This is a genomic window from Marinobacterium lutimaris, assembly GCF_900108065.1.
GTDB classification, from domain to species: Bacteria; Pseudomonadota; Gammaproteobacteria; order Pseudomonadales; family Balneatricaceae; genus Marinobacterium_D; species Marinobacterium_D lutimaris.
This window is the reverse complement of the sequence record NZ_FNVQ01000003.1, coordinates 341,844-358,078: the sequence shown is the minus strand read 5'-3', so window position 1 is coordinate 358,078 and position 16,235 is coordinate 341,844. Positions and strand designations below refer to the sequence as shown.

14 protein-coding genes are annotated in these 16,235 nt (G+C 60.2%); 6 read left to right on the top strand and 8 right to left on the bottom strand.

The window, feature by feature from the left end; translation table 11 throughout:
- Positions 1-34: 34 nt before the first annotated feature.
- The 5 genes from C4S72_RS16005 to C4S72_RS15985 all read right to left on the bottom strand — a co-directional run bounded on the left by C4S72_RS16005 (position 35) and on the right by C4S72_RS15985 (position 4,991).
- Complete coding sequence (locus C4S72_RS16005) at positions 35-1,261, bottom strand: metal-dependent hydrolase family protein (RefSeq protein WP_104004167.1); 1,227 nt, start codon at positions 1,259-1,261, stop codon at positions 35-37.
- A gap of 23 nt (positions 1,262-1,284) precedes the next feature.
- Positions 1,285-2,592 carry a TRAP transporter large permease gene (locus C4S72_RS16000; protein ID WP_104004166.1) on the bottom strand — a complete coding sequence of 436 codons (1,308 nt, stop codon included), beginning with the start codon at positions 2,590-2,592 and terminating at the stop codon, positions 1,285-1,287.
- A gap of 92 nt (positions 2,593-2,684) precedes the next feature.
- Complete coding sequence (locus C4S72_RS15995) at positions 2,685-3,185, bottom strand: TRAP transporter small permease (protein ID WP_104004165.1); 501 nt, start codon at positions 3,183-3,185, stop codon at positions 2,685-2,687.
- Positions 3,186-3,187: 2 nt separating this feature from the next.
- Positions 3,188-3,802, bottom strand: a complete 615-nt coding sequence (locus C4S72_RS15990; protein WP_104004164.1) for a TetR/AcrR family transcriptional regulator — start codon at positions 3,800-3,802, stop codon at positions 3,188-3,190.
- Positions 3,803-3,854: 52 nt separating this feature from the next.
- Positions 3,855-4,991, bottom strand: coding sequence for a C4-dicarboxylate TRAP transporter substrate-binding protein (locus tag C4S72_RS15985; RefSeq protein WP_104004163.1), 1,137 nt, complete (start codon positions 4,989-4,991; stop codon positions 3,855-3,857).
- A gap of 600 nt (positions 4,992-5,591) precedes the next feature.
- On the opposite strand from C4S72_RS15985, the gene C4S72_RS15980 reads away from it, so the two are divergent.
- From C4S72_RS15980 to C4S72_RS15970, 3 genes are all read left to right on the top strand, one after another.
- Positions 5,592-6,926 carry a vWA domain-containing protein gene (locus C4S72_RS15980; protein ID WP_104004162.1) on the top strand — a complete coding sequence of 445 codons (1,335 nt, stop codon included), beginning with the start codon at positions 5,592-5,594 and terminating at the stop codon, positions 6,924-6,926.
- Between the two features lie 169 nt (positions 6,927-7,095).
- Positions 7,096-9,078: a sensor histidine kinase gene (locus tag C4S72_RS15975; protein WP_104004161.1), complete on the top strand. Its 1,983-nt coding sequence runs from the start codon at positions 7,096-7,098 to the stop codon at positions 9,076-9,078.
- The gene (locus C4S72_RS15970) at positions 9,075-9,788 is read left to right on the top strand and encodes a response regulator transcription factor (RefSeq protein WP_104004160.1); all 714 of its coding nucleotides are present in this window, start codon (positions 9,075-9,077) and stop codon (positions 9,786-9,788) included. The genes C4S72_RS15975 and C4S72_RS15970 overlap by 4 nt, the downstream gene beginning before the upstream one ends.
- Positions 9,789-10,044: 256 nt before the next feature.
- On the opposite strand, the gene C4S72_RS15965 is transcribed toward C4S72_RS15970, so the two are convergent.
- Genes C4S72_RS15965 through C4S72_RS15955 form a run of 3 tightly spaced genes read right to left on the bottom strand, consistent with a single transcriptional unit; the run spans position 10,045 to position 13,194 of the window.
- Positions 10,045-10,599 (bottom strand): HugZ family pyridoxamine 5'-phosphate oxidase, encoded by a 555-nt coding sequence (locus C4S72_RS15965; protein WP_104004159.1) that lies wholly within the window; start codon positions 10,597-10,599, stop codon positions 10,045-10,047.
- Positions 10,596-11,078, bottom strand: a complete 483-nt coding sequence (gene hutX / locus C4S72_RS15960; protein WP_104004158.1) for a heme utilization cystosolic carrier protein HutX — start codon at positions 11,076-11,078, stop codon at positions 10,596-10,598. The genes C4S72_RS15965 and hutX overlap by 4 nt, the downstream gene beginning before the upstream one ends.
- Before the next feature lie 28 nt (positions 11,079-11,106).
- Positions 11,107-13,194 carry a TonB-dependent hemoglobin/transferrin/lactoferrin family receptor gene (locus C4S72_RS15955; RefSeq protein ID WP_104004157.1) on the bottom strand — a complete coding sequence of 696 codons (2,088 nt, stop codon included), beginning with the start codon at positions 13,192-13,194 and terminating at the stop codon, positions 11,107-11,109.
- A 188-nt stretch (positions 13,195-13,382) separates the two neighbouring features.
- On the opposite strand from C4S72_RS15955, the gene C4S72_RS15950 reads away from it, so the two are divergent.
- From C4S72_RS15950 to C4S72_RS15940, 3 genes are read left to right on the top strand one after another with little or no spacing between them, the layout of a single operon-like run.
- On the top strand, positions 13,383-14,234 hold the full coding sequence (locus C4S72_RS15950) for a heme/hemin ABC transporter substrate-binding protein (RefSeq protein WP_104004156.1): 852 nt from the start codon (positions 13,383-13,385) through the stop codon (positions 14,232-14,234).
- Between the two features lies 1 nt (position 14,235).
- Complete coding sequence (locus C4S72_RS15945) at positions 14,236-15,261, top strand: FecCD family ABC transporter permease (protein ID WP_104004155.1); 1,026 nt, start codon at positions 14,236-14,238, stop codon at positions 15,259-15,261.
- 1 nt (position 15,262) lies between these two features.
- A complete protein-coding gene (locus tag C4S72_RS15940) occupies positions 15,263-16,018 on the top strand; it encodes a heme ABC transporter ATP-binding protein (protein WP_104004154.1) in 756 nt (251 codons plus the stop codon).
- The last annotated feature ends 217 nt before the right edge of the window (positions 16,019-16,235 follow it).

Below are 16,235 nucleotides of genomic sequence, written 5' to 3'. Positions count from 1 at the left end.
GGCTGATAGAGCCTCCGCTTTTTTATGCAGCAGGTTAGAGGGTCTGCTTGTAGATGCGGCCGGCCTTCATGATCAGGCTCAGTTCGGTTTCCGGACGGGTCAGTACCTTGATGTCGTCCAGCGGGTTGTGTTCCAGCACCAGCATATCGGCGCGGGCGCCTTCGATGATTTCGCCGAAGTCACCGGTGTAGCCGAAGGCATCGGCGGCGTTGCAGGTGGCGGCGCGGAGCAGGTCGTCAGCGGGTACCACCTCTGAGCGGATGTTGAACTCGTGCAGCTGGTGGCGCTCCATCTGGCCGAGCAGGTCGGTACCGAACAGCATCTTCACGCCGCTGCGTTGAGCCATCTCCAGGGCCTTGCCACCGGCTTCGAGTACGTCGAATACCTTGGCGGCCATCTCTTTTGGCAGGCCAGCTTCCACGCCCTCTTTCGCCAGGGAGTCGTAGATCACCAGGGTCGGTGTCAGGTAGGCATCGTGCTCGACGAACAGGCGGCAGCTCTCTTCATCCATCAGGTTGCCGTGCTCGATGGTTTTCACGCCACGGGGCAGCAGACGGTTGATGGCGCGCGCGGTGTAGGCGTGGGCCATGGTGTGGATATTGGCGGCGGTGGCTTCTTCAACGATGGCGTCGATCTCTTCCAGCGAGAACTGGGTGCTGTCGATGCGATCGGTCGGAGAGGATACGCCACCGGAGGCCATGATCTTGATCTGGGTAGCGCCCTTGCGGATTTCGTCACGGCAGGCGCGACGCACTTCAGCAACGCCATCGCAGACGCGGCCGAGGCCCGCGCAGCAAAAGCAGCCTTCGAAGGTGTGCTGGCCGGGAGAGCGCATGTCGCCGTGGCCGCCGGTCTGGGAGATTGCCTTGCCGCAGTAAAGGATACGGGGGCCGAGCAGGGCGTCTTCTTCGACCGCCAGGGCCAGGCCGTAGTCGGCGCCGCCGGCGTCACGCACGGTGGTAAAACCGCGCATCAGCATGCTTTCCAGCATCGGACCGGTTTTAGCGGTCACGTAAAACGGGGACATGGTGCCCAGCAGGGCGAAATTCGGTGTGATCGCTGTCACGTGTACGTGGGAGTCACACAGGCCCGGCGTCAGGAAGCGCCCGTGCAGATCGATCACCTGGGCGTCTTCAGCCTGGATCGGGCCGGCAGAAACCTGTGCGATGCGTCCGTTGCTGACCAGAACCTGCTGATCGGCCAGAACCTTGCCGTTGCGGGTGTCGATAACATTGGCGTTGGTAAAAAGTACGTTTTGCATTGTTAACCTCGATTAGCTGGGCGTTATTGCATCTGGGCGGGCAGATAGAGCGACAGCGCGGGGATGAGAATGATGAGGAGAAGGGCGATGATGTCCATCAGGATGAACCAGCTGACGCCTTTGAAGACCTCAGGCAGGGAAACGGTATTGCCGAGCGCGCCCTTGATCACATAAACGTTCAGACCGATGGGCGGTGTTACCAGGCCAACCTCCAGCAGCTTGACGACGATGATGCCGAACCAGATCAGGTTCATGTCGGCACCCTGAACCAGCGGCAGGATCAGCGGCAGGGTCAGCAGCATCAGGCCGATGGAATCGATGAACATGCCGAGCACCAGGTAGATCAGCGCGACGGCCAGCAGAATCCACCAGGTCTCGGTGCTGACACCAAGGATCAGGTCAGAGAAGGCGGTGGGCACGCCACTCAGGGCGAGGAAGCGAGTGAAGAACAGCGAGCCGATCAGAATGATAAAGATACTGGCGGTGCTGGAGGCGGTGTTGACGATCGCGTCTTTCACTGCGCTTACCGTCAGCGTGCGACGGGTGATGGCGATCAGCGCGGCGATGCAGGTACCCACGGCACCCGCCTCGGTGGGCGAGAAGATGCCAAGGAAGATACCGCCCAGCACTGCACCGATTAGCAGCGGCAGCGGCCAGATCTCTTTGATGGCGTCGATTTTCTCGCGGCTGGTGGCGCGTTCGGCGCTGTTGCCCGCCAGTTCCGGGTTGCGCTTGACGCGCAGCATGATCATCAGGATATACAGACCCGCCGACATGATGCCGGGCAGGAAGCCCGCCATGAACAGCTGGCCCACAGAAACCTGGGCGTAAACGCCGTACAGCACCAGCAGCACGCTGGGCGGAATCAGTGAGCCCAGTGTGCCGGACGCGGCGATGGTGCCGGTGGCCAGGCCACGGTTGTAGTTGTGCTTGAGCATCTCCGGCACAGCAATGCGCGACATGGCCGCCGAGGTGGCCACACTGGAGCCGGAAGCCGCCGCGAAGAAGGCCGAGGCGATAACGCTGGAGACCGCAAGGCCGCCCGGCAGGCGCGCCAGGAACAGCCGCATGGCGGTAAACAGCCCCTGCGTCATGTTGGTGCTGGTGCACAGATAGCCCATGAACAGGAACATCGGCGCCGCCGACAGTTCCCACTGGCCGGCGAAGTCGAACGGCGTGGCCGAGACCATACCCAGTGCTACGCTGAGGTTGGTCATCATCGCGAGGCCGGCGATGGATACAAGGCCCAGCGCAACGCCAATTGGCACTCTCAGCGCGATAAGGCCCAGGGCAATGGCGATTCCCGCCATACCGATCTGAAGATTTGTCATTTCGGGTCCTAACTCGAATGGTTGCTCGAAGCTGTGCCTGAATCAGTAATTCAGCGCACTTTCAGCAGTGCGAGCAGAGCGTTGATCGGAGGTCAGAGTGCCTTGCGCTCGGCTATCGCCTTCACCATGTTGGCAAAGGTGGCGATGCTGGTCGCGAAGAATCCCACCGGCAATGCCCAGCGACTGGGCCAGATATAAAAGGTGAAGTTGGCCATGGCCGTTTCCTGGCTCTGGGTCGCGCGCAGTGCATCCAGAGTGCTCTGGTAGCCCAGCATGCTGAAGTAGATGATCCCGAGCAGGCAGGCAAACACGTAAAGCGGCAGTTTCATCGCCTCGGGCAGTCGCTGGACCACCACATCGACGCTGATGTGTTCACGCTTGTACTCGACATAGGCCAGAGACAGGAAGATCGCGCAAACCATGTAGTAGAAGGAAACCACTTCCAGCGTGCCCTGGAAGGAGTTGCCAAAAACAAAACGCAGGACGACGTCCAGGGTGATATGCAGCGCCATAAGCGCGATAAAGCAGCCGCTGAGAACCAGGGTTGCCTTGGCTGCGAAGGAGGCGCAGCGCTCGATGCCGTTATAGAACATCGCTAGTTACTCCGTTTTACCGGTAAAAGCCCGGTGTTCGCCAGGGACTTTCGCCAGAAGTGCAGCACATCCTGAAACAGCTCGGGGTCTTCACGCCAGATACCCTGGGCCGCCATACCGCGCATCATGCAGAGTGTTGCGGTCAGTGCGACGCGGCTTTCGCTGGCGTTTTCTGCCTCTTTGGTGAGCTGTTCCCAGATCTGCTCCATGGATTCGTTGTAGTGCGCCGCCAGGGGCGTGAGCACATCGCGAATCGCCTCATCGGTGCGAGCCGTGGTCAGATATTCCAGTGCGATCTTGAAAAGATCGCCGGCGAAGTGTTCCCACATCGCCTGCAGAAAACTGTCCAGGTCGGCCTTGCCTTCGTTTACGTCCGAGGCGATCTGCTGAACCAGGCTGATCTCTTCGCTCAACACCTTTTCCAGCGCCGCGTGCATCAGACTCTCCTTGGTAGGATAGTGATGCAGCAGTGCGCCGCGGGACACCCCGGCCTGTTTCGCCACGTCGACCGTGGAGGTTTCCCGAATCCCTTTCTGCAGGATGCAGTCCAGGGTGGCCTGCATGATCAGGCCCTGGGTTTCGGCGGAGCGCTCGGACTGTGAGCGTTTTTTCAGCATGCTAATTCCTTACGACAGACGCCCCTTTAAGGTGAAAGGGGCGTGGTTCCCATTACCGGATGCCGTAGTCGGCGGGCAGGGTGTCGTAAATCTCCTGCTTAGCCAGCTCGGCCAGAGCGTCTTCGTCTTCCCGGTCGATATCCTTCAGCAGATTTTCCCACTTTTCATAGGTCTGCAGGTAGTCGTCGATCAGCGCCTTGCCGTCGGCAATGTCGTACTTCTCTTCAACCAGGTCGTAGATGCCATCCAGTGATTTCTGACGGAAATCATCGGCAGATTTTTTCAGGTCCGCTTCCGGTTCGAACACCTGGTTGCCCTTGGCCTTGGCCGCTTCGAGCGCAGACTCGGAAGACTTGATGTACTGCACTGCCATGCGGGTCATCGCTTTGGCGGTGGCCTGCTTGAAGACATCACGCTGGGTGTCGTTCAGGCCAGACCAGAAACCGGGGTTAAAGCCCCAGTGCGGGCCGGACCAGTACATGCCGGTGGGCAGCAGGGTGGTGTATTCGGCCACTTCGTACATGGAGCGGTCGATCAGGTCGTTTGCGGCGTTGGTGGCGCAATCCAGAGAGCCACGGTCCAGGCCTGTGTACATCTCGCTGGAGGGTACGTTAACCGGAATCGCGCCGGCTTCTTCCAGCCACTGGGAAACGGTGGAGCCAGCGGCGCGGATACGCTTGCCCTTGATCTCTGCCAGGTTACGCACGGGTTCGCGGCAGAACAGGATGTACGGCGGAGTCGCATAAGAGCCCAGGTAAACCACGCCGGACTTGTCCCACTCGGCCAGCTGAGTGGCGTTATGGGTGCTGAAGTCGGTGACGGCGAGGATAGTGGTCAGCGGATCGGAGAAGTTGAAACCCAGTTCCTGAATCGCATTCGCTACCGGCAGGTCGGTAGGGGTGTAGATCGCTGCGTGGCTCGCTACCTGAACCACGTTGTCGCGGATACCCTGGAGGTTGGCGCGCGGTGCCAGCAGTACGGTGCCGGTGTAGACCTTCGGGTTCAGGTCGCCATTGGAGAGCTCTTTGACGCTCTCGGCCCACTCTTCATATCCGTATTTGGACAGCGGGTGCTGCTGGTCGTAGAACGAGTTTGCCAGAAAACTGGTAGCGGCGGATGCCGGTGTTACCAGAAACGGCGCAGAGACAGCGGCCAGGGCCGTAATGATGCTTTTCTTACTTAGTTTCACGTGCTTCTCCCATCGATTCGATTTGTTGTGGAAGTGGGCGCTTAGTGCCAACAAAAATTTGTGGCCGCAACGGGAAAATAGCTTGGGTTAAAGCGACCCAAACCCCTCTTGGAAGTCGATACTAGGTAAACAAAAAGAAAAAAACAATCATGACTGATTGTTTTATGAGTGTGGTTAAAAGTATCAATCCGGTGTGAAAACAGCGTTAACTTCCTAAATTAGTGGTTTTTTAGACGGGCTGGCTGGTTTTGCACTGGATTGGTGCTGGTTCACGGTGGTTCTTCAGGTTTTGGTGCAATTTCATATAGCGGTTAACTATAGGTTTTAACTTTTCTGATAAAAATTCTTTGTCGGCTAAAAGCTTCAGGTGAATAGCTTCAGGTAAATTTCTCTAGATGAGTTTCTCTAGATGAATTTCTCTAGATGAATAGCTCCCTGGTGTTGTCGGCCGGCGACGAGCGCACTTACAAATCTTTTACAAACTCCATACATCTGTCTGACCAACCGGAAACCGACTGCTCCTAGAGTGCAGGTAACGCGGCTCACCTCAGCCTGTGTCTCGGGTCTTGCCGCAATGAGCACATAAAAAGGAGCAAGGTCATGAACAGAAATTTTAAGGTTGGACGATGGATGATGCCGCTGCTGTTATTGCTGGGCTGTATCTCAACAACGTTGAGGGCTCAGGAGGTGGCGCTCGATCTGAGCCTGGCCACCCCGGTAATGGCGGCGGACCAGGTGCAAAAAGCGTATATCAAGATATCCCTCGATGGTTTCGAGCTGCCGGGCGAGCGGCAGCGCACGCCGGCCAACGTAGCAATCGTGCTGGACCGCTCCGGCTCCATGAGTGGCGAGAAAATAGAACAGGCGCGGGAGGCGGCGATCATGGCGCTGGAGCGTCTCGATCAACGCGATATAGTGTCCATCGTCGCCTACGACAATGCAGTGGAGGTTGTCGTGCCGGCCACCAAACTGAGTGAGCCACAGCCGGTGTATCGCGCCATTCGCCATATCCGCGCCGGCGGTAATACCGCGCTGTATGCCGGGGTCAGCCAGGGCGCCAGGGAGCTGCGCAAGTTTCTCGATCGCAACCGGGTAAACCGTGTGATCCTGCTCTCCGACGGTCTGGCCAACGTGGGGCCGCAGACACCCAGCGAGTTGGGGCGTCTCGGGATGGAGCTGTCGCGCGAGGGGATCAGCGTCACCACAATAGGCCTGGGCCTGGGGTATAACGAGGACCTGATGACCCAGCTGGCGGGCATGAGCGATGGTAACCACGCCTTTGTCGAGAACGCCGCCGATCTGGCGAGAATCTTCCAGTATGAGTTTGGCGATGTGATGTCTGTGGTGGCCCAGGACCTGGTGATCGAGATCCACTGCCTTAACGGCGTGCGCCCGCTGCGTCTGCTGGGGCGTGAAGGCGAGGTGAGTGGGGATCGTGTCAGCACACGTTTGAATCAGCTCTACAGCGAGCAGGAGAAATACCTGGTGCTGGAGGTGGAAGTACCGGCGCAGCAGGCGGGTAAAGAGCTGGAACTGGCCAAGGTGCAGATCGATTACGCCAACCTGGCCACCCAGCGACAGAGCCGTTTGGATGGCAATGTGCTCGCCAGCTTCACCACCTCGCAAGAGGAGGTTCAGCAGGCGGTGGATAAACCGGCGCTGGAATCCGCCGTTGAGCAGGTGGCCAATGAATACAGCCGTAAAGCGGTGGAACGCCGCGACCGGGGCGATATAGCCGGGGCCCGCAGCCTGATGCGCGAAAGCGCTGCTTATCTCGGTGTCCAGGCGAAAGCGCTGGCTTCACCGGAGCTCAAAGCACAGGAGGAGGAAGCGTTGCAGGATGCTGATAAGCTATCGTCAGAACAGGACTGGAACCGTCAGCGCAAAGAGCTGCGTGAAAAGCAGTATAAGCGCTCGAACCAGCAGTCCTATTAATAGCTGCTGAAAAGCTATCTGCGTTGCCGAATGCTGCGTCACCGACAGGCTCATAATGCTCATTTAGTTCACTAAACTGCGCTTATTCGCCTGTCGTTTCCTTGCCTCGGCTGCCTCGATAACGCTTTTGAGCAACCCGTACAGTCAATAATCCAAAGTCGGGAGTCCGATGAAACGCCGAGCCGCCGTACTGTTGATCCTGCTGGTTGTGCTGCCGCTGCTGCTGTTGGGCTGGCTCGGTTTCAAGTTTCAGCAGAACGAGCAGGAGCTGGTGGGGCTGCAGTTGCAGAAGCTGATCGAGCAGCAGCTCGAGTCGGTGGATAACCAGCTGCAGACCCATTTTCAGCAGCTTGAGGTGCTACTCCAGCGTCAGGCGGACAGCCTTTTCCGTCTGGCCGATCCCGACTATCCCAGCAACCGTTTGCGCAATTTTGTCTTCGGCTCCGGCCAGGTGCAGCAGCTGTTCGTGCTGGACCAGAATGACCAGCGTCTGTTTCCGCCACTCGATACGCCGTTGAACGCTGGCGAACAGCGACTGGTCGATGTGCTGGAGCCGCTCTGGAGTTCTCCCGGTCTGTTCCATCCTGGGCAGCCTGGCTCTCCTGTCTCCAACGAGGTAGCGCCGGCACAGATGGAAGAGCTAAGCGCCGCCCCAGGCCTCTCCAAATCTGCCGAGTACTTTGCCACCGGCCAGCTTGCCCAGCGCGCACCAGCGGAGCTGTCCGCGCCGATGAGTGACTACGCAGACAGCCAGGTCATGAAAAGCGCCGACAGTGCAAAGATCGGCATCGCAGATAGCGGCAAAAAGGAAAGCGCAGCAAACGATGGAGCCGATAGCGATAGCGCCTTGGCTGAGCCGCAGCCCAGTGCCGAAGCTGAGGCCGAGATCGCTTCCCGCGGCCTTCTTTCCAGCCGACTTTCCAGCCGACAAGCGGAGCAGGCGGTCTCAGCCCCCGAGGCCTGGGCGCGCTCCGGTCTGGAAGGCGACGCTCTGTTGGAAAGCGACGCTCAGCCTGAAGGCCACAGCGCAAGCGGCGAAGAGAGCTCCGGCTGGATATCCTGGTACGTGGATTCCCGCCTGATGCATATCTTCTGGTGGCGCGACCCGGTGGGGCGCACCCTGGGCTTTGTCCTCGATCCCGGCCGTTTGCAGGCCGATCTGATTGCCCGCCTGCCGGACCAGCAGCAGGGCATTGAAGAGCTGGGCGATGCACAGATCCGCCTGCTCAACAGCCGTAACGAAAATATCTACAGCTGGGGCGATTACCCGAACGACGGTCCCGCGCTAAGAAGCCTGGGTCTGAGTCATCCGCTGGGTAGCTGGCGCCTTGAATACCACGGCCCGGATTTGCAGCGGGCGGCGCCTTCGCTATGGCTGACGTTGGCGACGCCGCTGGTGCTGCTGGGGCTGGGGCTCGCGGGGCTCGGTTATTTGCTCTATCGCGAACAGAAGCGCGAGTCGCTGCTGGCGCGGCAGCGGGTCAACTTCGTTAACCAGGTCTCCCATGAACTGAAAACGCCGCTGACCAACGTGCGCCTCTATGCCGAGATGCTGGAACAGCGCCTGGAGGGCGAGGCTGACCCTGCCACCGGACGTTATCTCGGCGTGATCACCGATGAGAGCCAGCGCCTGTCGCGGCTGATCGACAACGTGCTCAGCTTCTCGCGGCTGCAACGTCAGCAGCTCAAGCTATCACCGCAACTGGCCGATCCGGATGAGCAGATCAGCAGGGTGCTGGGCACCTTTGCGCCCTTGCTGCGACAGCGCGGAATCGAGCCCGTGTTTGAACCCGGTATCGGTACAAGCCAGCGCTACGACAGCGCCGCGCTGGAGCAGATTCTTAACAACTTGCTGAGCAACTGCGAGAAATACGCCCCCGACAGCGGTGAGCTGAAGCTCAGCTCCTGGATGGAAGGCTCGATGCTCTGTATTCAGGTTCAGGACAACGGCCCCGGCATTGAGGACAGCGAGCGGGAGAGGATTTTCGATCCGTTCTACCGCAGCAGCAGCCGTTTGACCGATGGCGTTTCCGGCACCGGTATTGGCCTGGGGCTGGCGCGGGATCTGGCGCGTGCCCACGGCGGCGAGCTGAGCCTGGAACGTTGCGACAAGGGCGCCTGTTTTACGATTCGACTGGAGACCGGACGATGAAAGTGCTGATCGCCGAGGATGATCTCAACATCCGGCTGGGGTTGTGTGACCTGCTGGAAGCGGAGGGCTACGACTGTATTGAGGCGGCGGACGGCGAGCAAGCCTGGACGCTCTATAGCGAGCGCATCGCCGGGCAACCGGAGCCGGCACTGGTGCTGCTCGATATCATGATGCCGAAGCTGGATGGCTACAGCGTCTGCAAGCGCATCCGCCAGCAGGATCAGCAGATCCCGGTGATCTTTATCACCGCCAAGTCGGAAGAGATCGACCAGGTGCTGGGGCTGGAGCTCGGCGCCGATGACTACATCAAAAAGCCGTTTGGCAGCCGCGAGGTGATCGCCCGCATCCATGCGGTGACCCGGCGCTGCCTGGCGGCGGCTCAGCCACCGTCGGTGAGTGAGAACGGCACTGACAGTTTCGAGATGGCCGACCTGCGCGTTTTTCCTGCGCAGCTTCGGGCAGAGCGCGGCGGTGTAAAGATCGATCTGAGCCTGCGTGATCTGCAGATTCTGCATCTGCTCTATCGTAACAAGGGGCGGGTGTTAAGCCGGGACGAACTGTTCGACGAGTGCTGGGGGCGGCGTTACCTGCCCAATAGCCGTACCCTGGATCAGCATATCTCCAAGCTGCGCAAGGCGGTGGAGCGCGACGTACAGGCGCCGGAGATTATCGTCACCGTGCATGGTGTGGGTTATCGCTACGACGGTTAACACCGCTGGCTTGAGTACGAGGGAGGAGCAGGGGAAATAAGGAGTGGTGCCCGCCCGGTTATTCGGGCACCTGTGAAGGTGAGCGCTTCAAGAGCCATCAGTGTGTGGAGTCGCGGGTGAGGCGCCGCGACAAAAATGGTACTTGCTCAACCTCCACTGAGACCACCTGAGCCGGACGACTGGAAGGGGAGGCAGTCGAATGGGGTCTCTGGGGAGTTGTTACTGCTTAATTTATAACCTCTTAATTTGGGACCACTCAGGCCGGCGTGTGTTCCACCTCCTTTGCATCATTTGCTTCACGACGTTTGTGGCCGTCGCGCAGGTGGGAAATACCCTCGCCGCTGAGGTTCATCCCCTCCAGCGCGAACGCCTTGCCGAAGCCTTTTACATAGCGTCCGCGCCTCGGTGTCAGGCGGAACAGTTTGAAGTCGGTGAGTTTGCTCAGGCCCTCGATACGCGGTCCGAGACGATCGGCGAGATGCTGCACTCCGGTGTGCCAGGCTTGGCTTTCGGTTTCGATCATCTCGGATTGCACCATGTAGCTGACGCGACGGCGGGCGAACAGCTCTTCGGCGCTGTCTTCGTCCTCGATAATCAGTACAGACGCAACCCGGTTGTTCTGCAGGTTAACGGCGTGGATGGCGATCTCGCTAAGCAGCAGATAAATCTGCCCATCCACACAGGTAAACGGCGCGTACGACGCATAGGGATATCCCTCCGGGGTCAGGGTCGACAGCATCAGGCTGCGACGGCTGTGGATAAACGCCAGCACTTCGGCGGCAACTTTTTCGCCGTGGTTGTTCAGAGTCATGATGCGATTCCTGCGACTTTCTCTCGGGTTGGCTCCGGTATTGCCTCGGTTAAAGGCGCGTTGGCCAGTGCGTCTTCCTTGACCTGTTGAAACGCCGCGATCTGATCCGAGAACAGGCTGCCGTACTCGTCGCGACCGAGAAACACCTTGAAGATCACCTCACCCGCGGCGTCGCAGAAGACAAAGGCGTAGCTCTCGCGACCGCCGCGCAGGCTCTCCTGAAAGCGGATCTCGCTGACCCGGTTCAACGCCAGGTGGCCCTGAAAGCCGGCGCCCTCCGGTGTCAGGTTGAAGTAGCCGTGCCCCGGCTGCCCCTTGGGAAAGGGGCCCTTGAACTCGAACACCGAGCCGCCGTGCTGCACGATGGTCATCAGCTCACCCCATTCGGTGAGTGCTTCCAGCAATCCCTGCGCCCGATCACCGGGCAGCACCGCGACTTTTCCTGTCGTGGCCAGCTCTGTAATAGCAAGCTCTGTCATGGCGAGACTCCTCAGAATCTATAGGTGGTCAGAATCTATAGGTGGTGGACAGAATTACTTCGCGACCGGCCTCATCCAGGCTCTCCCAGGCGCGGCGGTAATCCCGGTCCGTCAGGTTGTTTACGGTGAGATCGAAAGACAGCCCCGGCATCTGCTGCGGCGACCAGCTGGCGTAGAGGTCGGTCAGGGTATAGCCGTCGTAGGCGCTGCCATCGCTTTCGGCGTAATCGGTGTGGTTCTGCTGGCGGGCGTGCTGAACACGCATGCCGGTGAGCAGTTGATCGTTCCAGAAGCGGTAGCTCAGATCCGCCTTCAGCGTATCTGCCGGGATATTGGTCAGGTCGTCGCCGGTTTCGCGGTCTTCGCCGCGGGTCATGCCGTAGCCGAGCTCCAGCTTCAGGCCGTTAAGACGGTAGGCGGTGCTCAGCTCGAAACCGCGCAGCCGCGCCTTGTCCACGTTGGTCCAGGTGGTGTAACCGGCATCCATCACCGGGGCGAAGCTCGGGTTGGTAACGATCTGCTCGATGAAGTTATCCACCCGGTTCTCGAACACGGAGAACTGCAGGCTCAGCTCGTCGTTGCCGATCAGGTCGTTCCAGTGACCGTTGGCGATAATCTCGGTGTTGGCGGCTTCCTCGGCATCCAGGTCCGGGTTGGAAATAAAGTTGTTACAGAAGCCGGGGAACAGGCAGAAGTGGGTGCCGGTGGTGTATAGCTCCTCGACGCTGGGTGCGCGGAAGGCGCGTTCGTGACGCAACGACAGGTTACCCCAGGGTACCGGTGACCAGGTCAGCGTTGCCGCCGGTGAAAAGGCGCTGTCTGAGCGGTCATCCATGCCATCCGCATCGGTGGCAAAGCGGTCATAGCGGCCACCCAACTCTGCGGACCAGTCGTCGTTAAACATCACCCGCGCCTGCATGAAGGCGCCGATATTATCGGTTTCGCCATCCGGCGGGGCGGGGCGGTTTGCGCCGCTGCGGCGGCCGACAAAGTCTTCGTGGTAGCCGTCGATGCCGTAGAGCAGGCGCCACTTATCCAGATCCGACTGGTTGCTGAAGTTAAAACCGTAGGACTCCAGTTCAGTGCTGTCGGCACGTCCGTCGCTGATGCGGGTTTCATCCATATCCACTTCGCTGCGCCAGAGCGTCAGGTTGGCGTTCAGCAGCGGCGATGCCGTATCCAGGTTGTAACCCAGGCGGTAGTTGCGGGTGCGGGTGTCGCGGTCGATCATAAAGTTGCTGCTGCCCACCGGCGCCGCGCCGTTGGACGGAACGGAACCGTCACCTTTGGCCTCCAGGTAGCTCAGCTCCAGCGACTGATCCGCATCGATCTGCCACTGCAGCTTGGCCAGGCCGCCGTTATCCTTAATTGCCGAGCCTTCCAGGTCGCTGCCGTCGCCCTGTTCGATATTGTTGCTGTCGCGGTAGAAGCCGCCCAGCAGCCAGCTCACCGAGTCCGCACGGCCGGCGATGGCGCCCACCGATGACTGCATATCGTTGTTGGCGTTATGGCCTGTTTTCACCAGGCCGCCGAAGTCTGCACCCTCTTCAAGCAGATCTTCCGGTGTCAGCGTTTCCTGGGCGATCACACCGCCGATAGCGCCGGAACCCCAGAGCGAACTGGCCGGCCCCTTGATCACCTCGATGCGGCTGATCAGCTGCGGCGGCAGCAGGTAATCCGGGCGGTGGCCGGACTGGAAGTCCTGACGCACTCCGTCCAGCGTTTGCAGCACGCGAGGGCCGGAAAGACCGCGGATATTCACCGTCTGGCCATTGGCGCGGGGGCCGCCCTGAATACTGACGTTGGGCGAAGTAGCAACCGCCTCGGGCACCGACTGCGGCTGCTGCTGATCGAGGTCGTCCTGCTCAACAACCGATACGGAACGACCGCTCTCGCTTACCGTTTCATCGCTGCGGGTAGCGTTGATCCTGATCTCGCCCAGGTTGAACTGCGGCTCCGCTGCCTGGCTTGCGCTCGAGATCGTGCAGAGTGCCGTGCCTATCGCCAGCGCCAGTCCGCAGGGGCCGGCTAGCTGTTTGTGTGCAAACCGATTACGGGTTTTGGCGTTGTTATCCGGTGTATCAGTAATTCCGTTTAGATCTACCTGTTGCTGCATGTCCCATCTCGCGTTCGAGGCCGTAGTCAAATTCTCCTATTACCAAAGCATGTAATTATTGCTAATGCAAATCGTTATCATTAATATTTATAAAGGTTGAGCGGTGCAGTGGGGCATGAAGCCAGCACGAAGCTAGTCTGGAAGTACAACCTTCGATACACAAAGCCAGCGATACAAAGGAAATAGCGATGCTTTTGTCAGTACGAATAGTGGTGATCGGTCTGGTTCTGATGTCGGCGATGCTGCTGGCGCCCGGAAGCTACGCGGAAGGCCGGCCAGGCAGCCAGCGTATAGTCAGCACCGATGGCGCGACCACTGAGGTGCTGCTGGCGCTGGGGATGCAGGATTCGCTGGTGGCGGTGGATGTCACCAGCGTATTGCCGAAGGCCCAGGCCGACCTGCCCAGCGTCGGTTATCACCGCACACTGTCGGCGGAAGGGGTGATGAGCATGGATCCAGATCTCGTCGTAGGTAGCGAGCATATGGGGCCACCGCCGGTGATCGCGCAGCTGGAAGCGGCCGGCGTCGGCGTTGTGCGCCAGCCGCCGGCACACAGCATCGAGGGTCTCAAGGCCAATATCGAACAGCTGGCCGCCAGCCTGGCCGATGGCGCTGACAGTAGCGCACTGCTTGCGAAGATCGATGAACAGCAGCAGAAACTGCAGCAGCAAAGCCTGAAAGGGATGCGGGCGATCTTTCTGCTCACCGCCGAGAACCGCCTGCGCCTGTCCGGGCGTGGTACCGCCGGTGACGCGCTGATTCAGCTCACCGGTGCCAGCAACCCCGCCGATTTTGATAACTACCGTTCGGTGACTGCAGAAACCCTGCTCTCCTACGAGCCTGAACTGATCATCGTCGCGGGCGAAGGGGAGAGCGATACGGCAGAGGCACTACTCAACGCACAGCCGATGCTGAGCCACACGCCGGCGGCGCAGAACCAGCGCATCATCGCTGTGGATGGCCGCACGCTGGTGGCCGGTATCGGCCCCGGCGCCGTGCGTGAGGCGCTGCGCGTCGTCGAGCTGTTGCAGGCCCGTTGAGATGCGCTTTTCCGGGTTACGGGTAGGCGCAGTGCTGCTGGCGGCACTGGCCGTAAGCCTGATGCTGTCGATCGCCACGGGTCCCCTGGCGTTATCCGGCTCACAAAGCCTGCTCGCGCTGGTCGATCATCTGTTCGACTTGCAGCTGGCGCAACTGCAGGAATATCAGCGCGCCGTCATTGTGGACATGCGCCTGCCGCGTACACTGCTGGCGGTGCTGACCGGTGCGCTGCTGGCCCAGTGTGGCGCGGTGATGCAGGGGCTGTTCCGTAACCCGCTGGCAGACCCTGGCATTATCGGTGTGTCATCCGGTGCTGCCGTGGGCGCGGTGCTGGCGATTGTTGCAGCGCCTGCGGCCTGGGTCGCCTGGGCCACACCAGTGGCAGCGTTTTCCACCGGTCTTCTGACCACGCTGGCGGTCTACGGCCTGGCGCGGACCGCCAACGGGACCTCGGTCACCATACTGCTGCTGGCTGGCGTTGCGCTGGCGGCGTTTGCTGGATCCGCCATCGGCCTGATGAGTTACTTCGCCAGCGACCAGGATCTGCGCTCGCTCAGCCTCTGGCAGATGGGCTCGCTGACCGCCTCTTCAAACACCGGGCTGCTGCTGTCACTGGCGGCGCTGTTGCTCACCTCGCTGCAGTTTCAGCGCCGTGCCGCGGCGCTCAACGCGTTGCTGCTGGGCGAGGCGGAAGCGCGTCACCTGGGCATCCAGGTGGAAAGGCTCAAGCTCGAACTGATTCTGCTTACCGCAGTGGCGGTGGGGATCGCCGTGGCCAATACAGGGGTGATCGGTTTTGTTGGCCTGGTGGTGCCGCATATCGTGCGCATGCTGGTGGGGCCGGATCACAAGCGCCTGCTACCGCTTTCGGCCGTGTGCGGTGCGTTGATGCTATTGCTGGCGGATACGCTGGCGCGGGTATTGGTGCCGCCGGCAGAGATTCCGGTTGGGATTATCACGGCGCTGATCGGCGCGCCGTTCTTTCTGTTTCTGCTGGTCAAACAGCGCAGGCTGGGGAAGCTTTAAGATGTTGAGAATCGAAAATCTGGTTTGCCACAGCGATGGCAAAAGCCTGCTCGATATCGAGGGGCTGCATGTGAAGGGGGGGGAAACCCTGGCAGTGCTGGGGCCCAACGGCGCCGGTAAATCCACCTTGCTCCGAGCGATCAGCGGCGACTGCGGCTACGACGGCGAAGTACTGGTGCATGGCCGCAGCCGCCGCAACTGGCGCTCCAACTACCTGGCGCGTCATCTCGGCGTTCTGCCCCAGTCCAGTGTGCTGACCTTTCCTTTTCTGGCGCATGAGGTGGTGTCGCTGGGGGCGATTCCGCTGAAGCTGTCGCAGCGCGGCATGCGTGAAGAGATCCGGCGGGTGATGAAACTCTGCGATTGCGACCACCTGAGCGAACGCCTGTTTCCAAGCCTCTCCGGCGGCGAGAAACAGCGCGTCCAGCTGGCGCGGGTGCTGCTGCAGCTGAGCCAGGCGGAAGAGTCGCCGCTGCTGTTACTGGATGAACCCACCTCAGCCCAGGACCTGGGCCATCAACACCTTATGCTGCGGCTGACCAACCAACTGGCCCGGGAGGGCTACGGAGTCATCAGCATCCTGCATGACCTCAATCACACTCTGCATTACTGCAAGCGCTGCATCGTGCTGGAGAACGGACGTGTGCGCTACCAGGGGCGGCCGGACGATGTGCTGGCGCCGGAACATATCGGCGAGATCTGGAACTACCGGCCCACCTTTGGCTGGCTGCAGGATGATCGGCTGGTACTGGCTTGATTAAGACTTATGCATGTCTAAGCTCTCCAGTCTAAGCTCTCCAGCGCTGCAGTCTTCTAAAGGCCGGTTTCGCCTGCTGGCGAGATAAGGTACTTGTACGGACAAGTACCTTATCAATCCCAAACCGCCCCTGAGGCTTGGTCGGCTGCACCGACTTTCCTGTGCTTCTCAGCTGAAAGAGCGGGAAAGGCGTTCTGCCTCAAGGGAAGTCACCGCT

Coding starts and splice junctions, on each gene's coding strand:
- C4S72_RS16005 (WP_104004167.1), bottom strand. CDS start 1,261: ATGCAAAACGTACTTTTTACCAACGCCAATGTTATCGACACCCGCAAC.
- C4S72_RS16000 (WP_104004166.1), bottom strand. CDS start 2,592: ATGACAAATCTTCAGATCGGTATGGCGGGAATCGCCATTGCCCTGGGC.
- C4S72_RS15995 (WP_104004165.1), bottom strand. CDS start 3,185: ATGTTCTATAACGGCATCGAGCGCTGCGCCTCCTTCGCAGCCAAGGCA.
- C4S72_RS15990 (WP_104004164.1), bottom strand. CDS start 3,802: ATGCTGAAAAAACGCTCACAGTCCGAGCGCTCCGCCGAAACCCAGGGC.
- C4S72_RS15980 (WP_104004162.1), top strand. CDS start 5,592: ATGAACAGAAATTTTAAGGTTGGACGATGGATGATGCCGCTGCTGTTA.
- C4S72_RS15975 (WP_104004161.1), top strand. CDS start 7,096: ATGAAACGCCGAGCCGCCGTACTGTTGATCCTGCTGGTTGTGCTGCCG.
- C4S72_RS15970 (WP_104004160.1), top strand. CDS start 9,075: ATGAAAGTGCTGATCGCCGAGGATGATCTCAACATCCGGCTGGGGTTG.
- C4S72_RS15965 (WP_104004159.1), bottom strand. CDS start 10,599: ATGACTCTGAACAACCACGGCGAAAAAGTTGCCGCCGAAGTGCTGGCG.
- hutX (WP_104004158.1), bottom strand. CDS start 11,078: ATGACAGAGCTTGCTATTACAGAGCTGGCCACGACAGGAAAAGTCGCG.
- C4S72_RS15955 (WP_104004157.1), bottom strand. CDS start 13,194: ATGCAGCAACAGGTAGATCTAAACGGAATTACTGATACACCGGATAAC.
- C4S72_RS15950 (WP_104004156.1), top strand. CDS start 13,383: ATGCTTTTGTCAGTACGAATAGTGGTGATCGGTCTGGTTCTGATGTCG.
- C4S72_RS15945 (WP_104004155.1), top strand. CDS start 14,236: ATGCGCTTTTCCGGGTTACGGGTAGGCGCAGTGCTGCTGGCGGCACTG.
- C4S72_RS15940 (WP_104004154.1), top strand. CDS start 15,263: ATGTTGAGAATCGAAAATCTGGTTTGCCACAGCGATGGCAAAAGCCTG.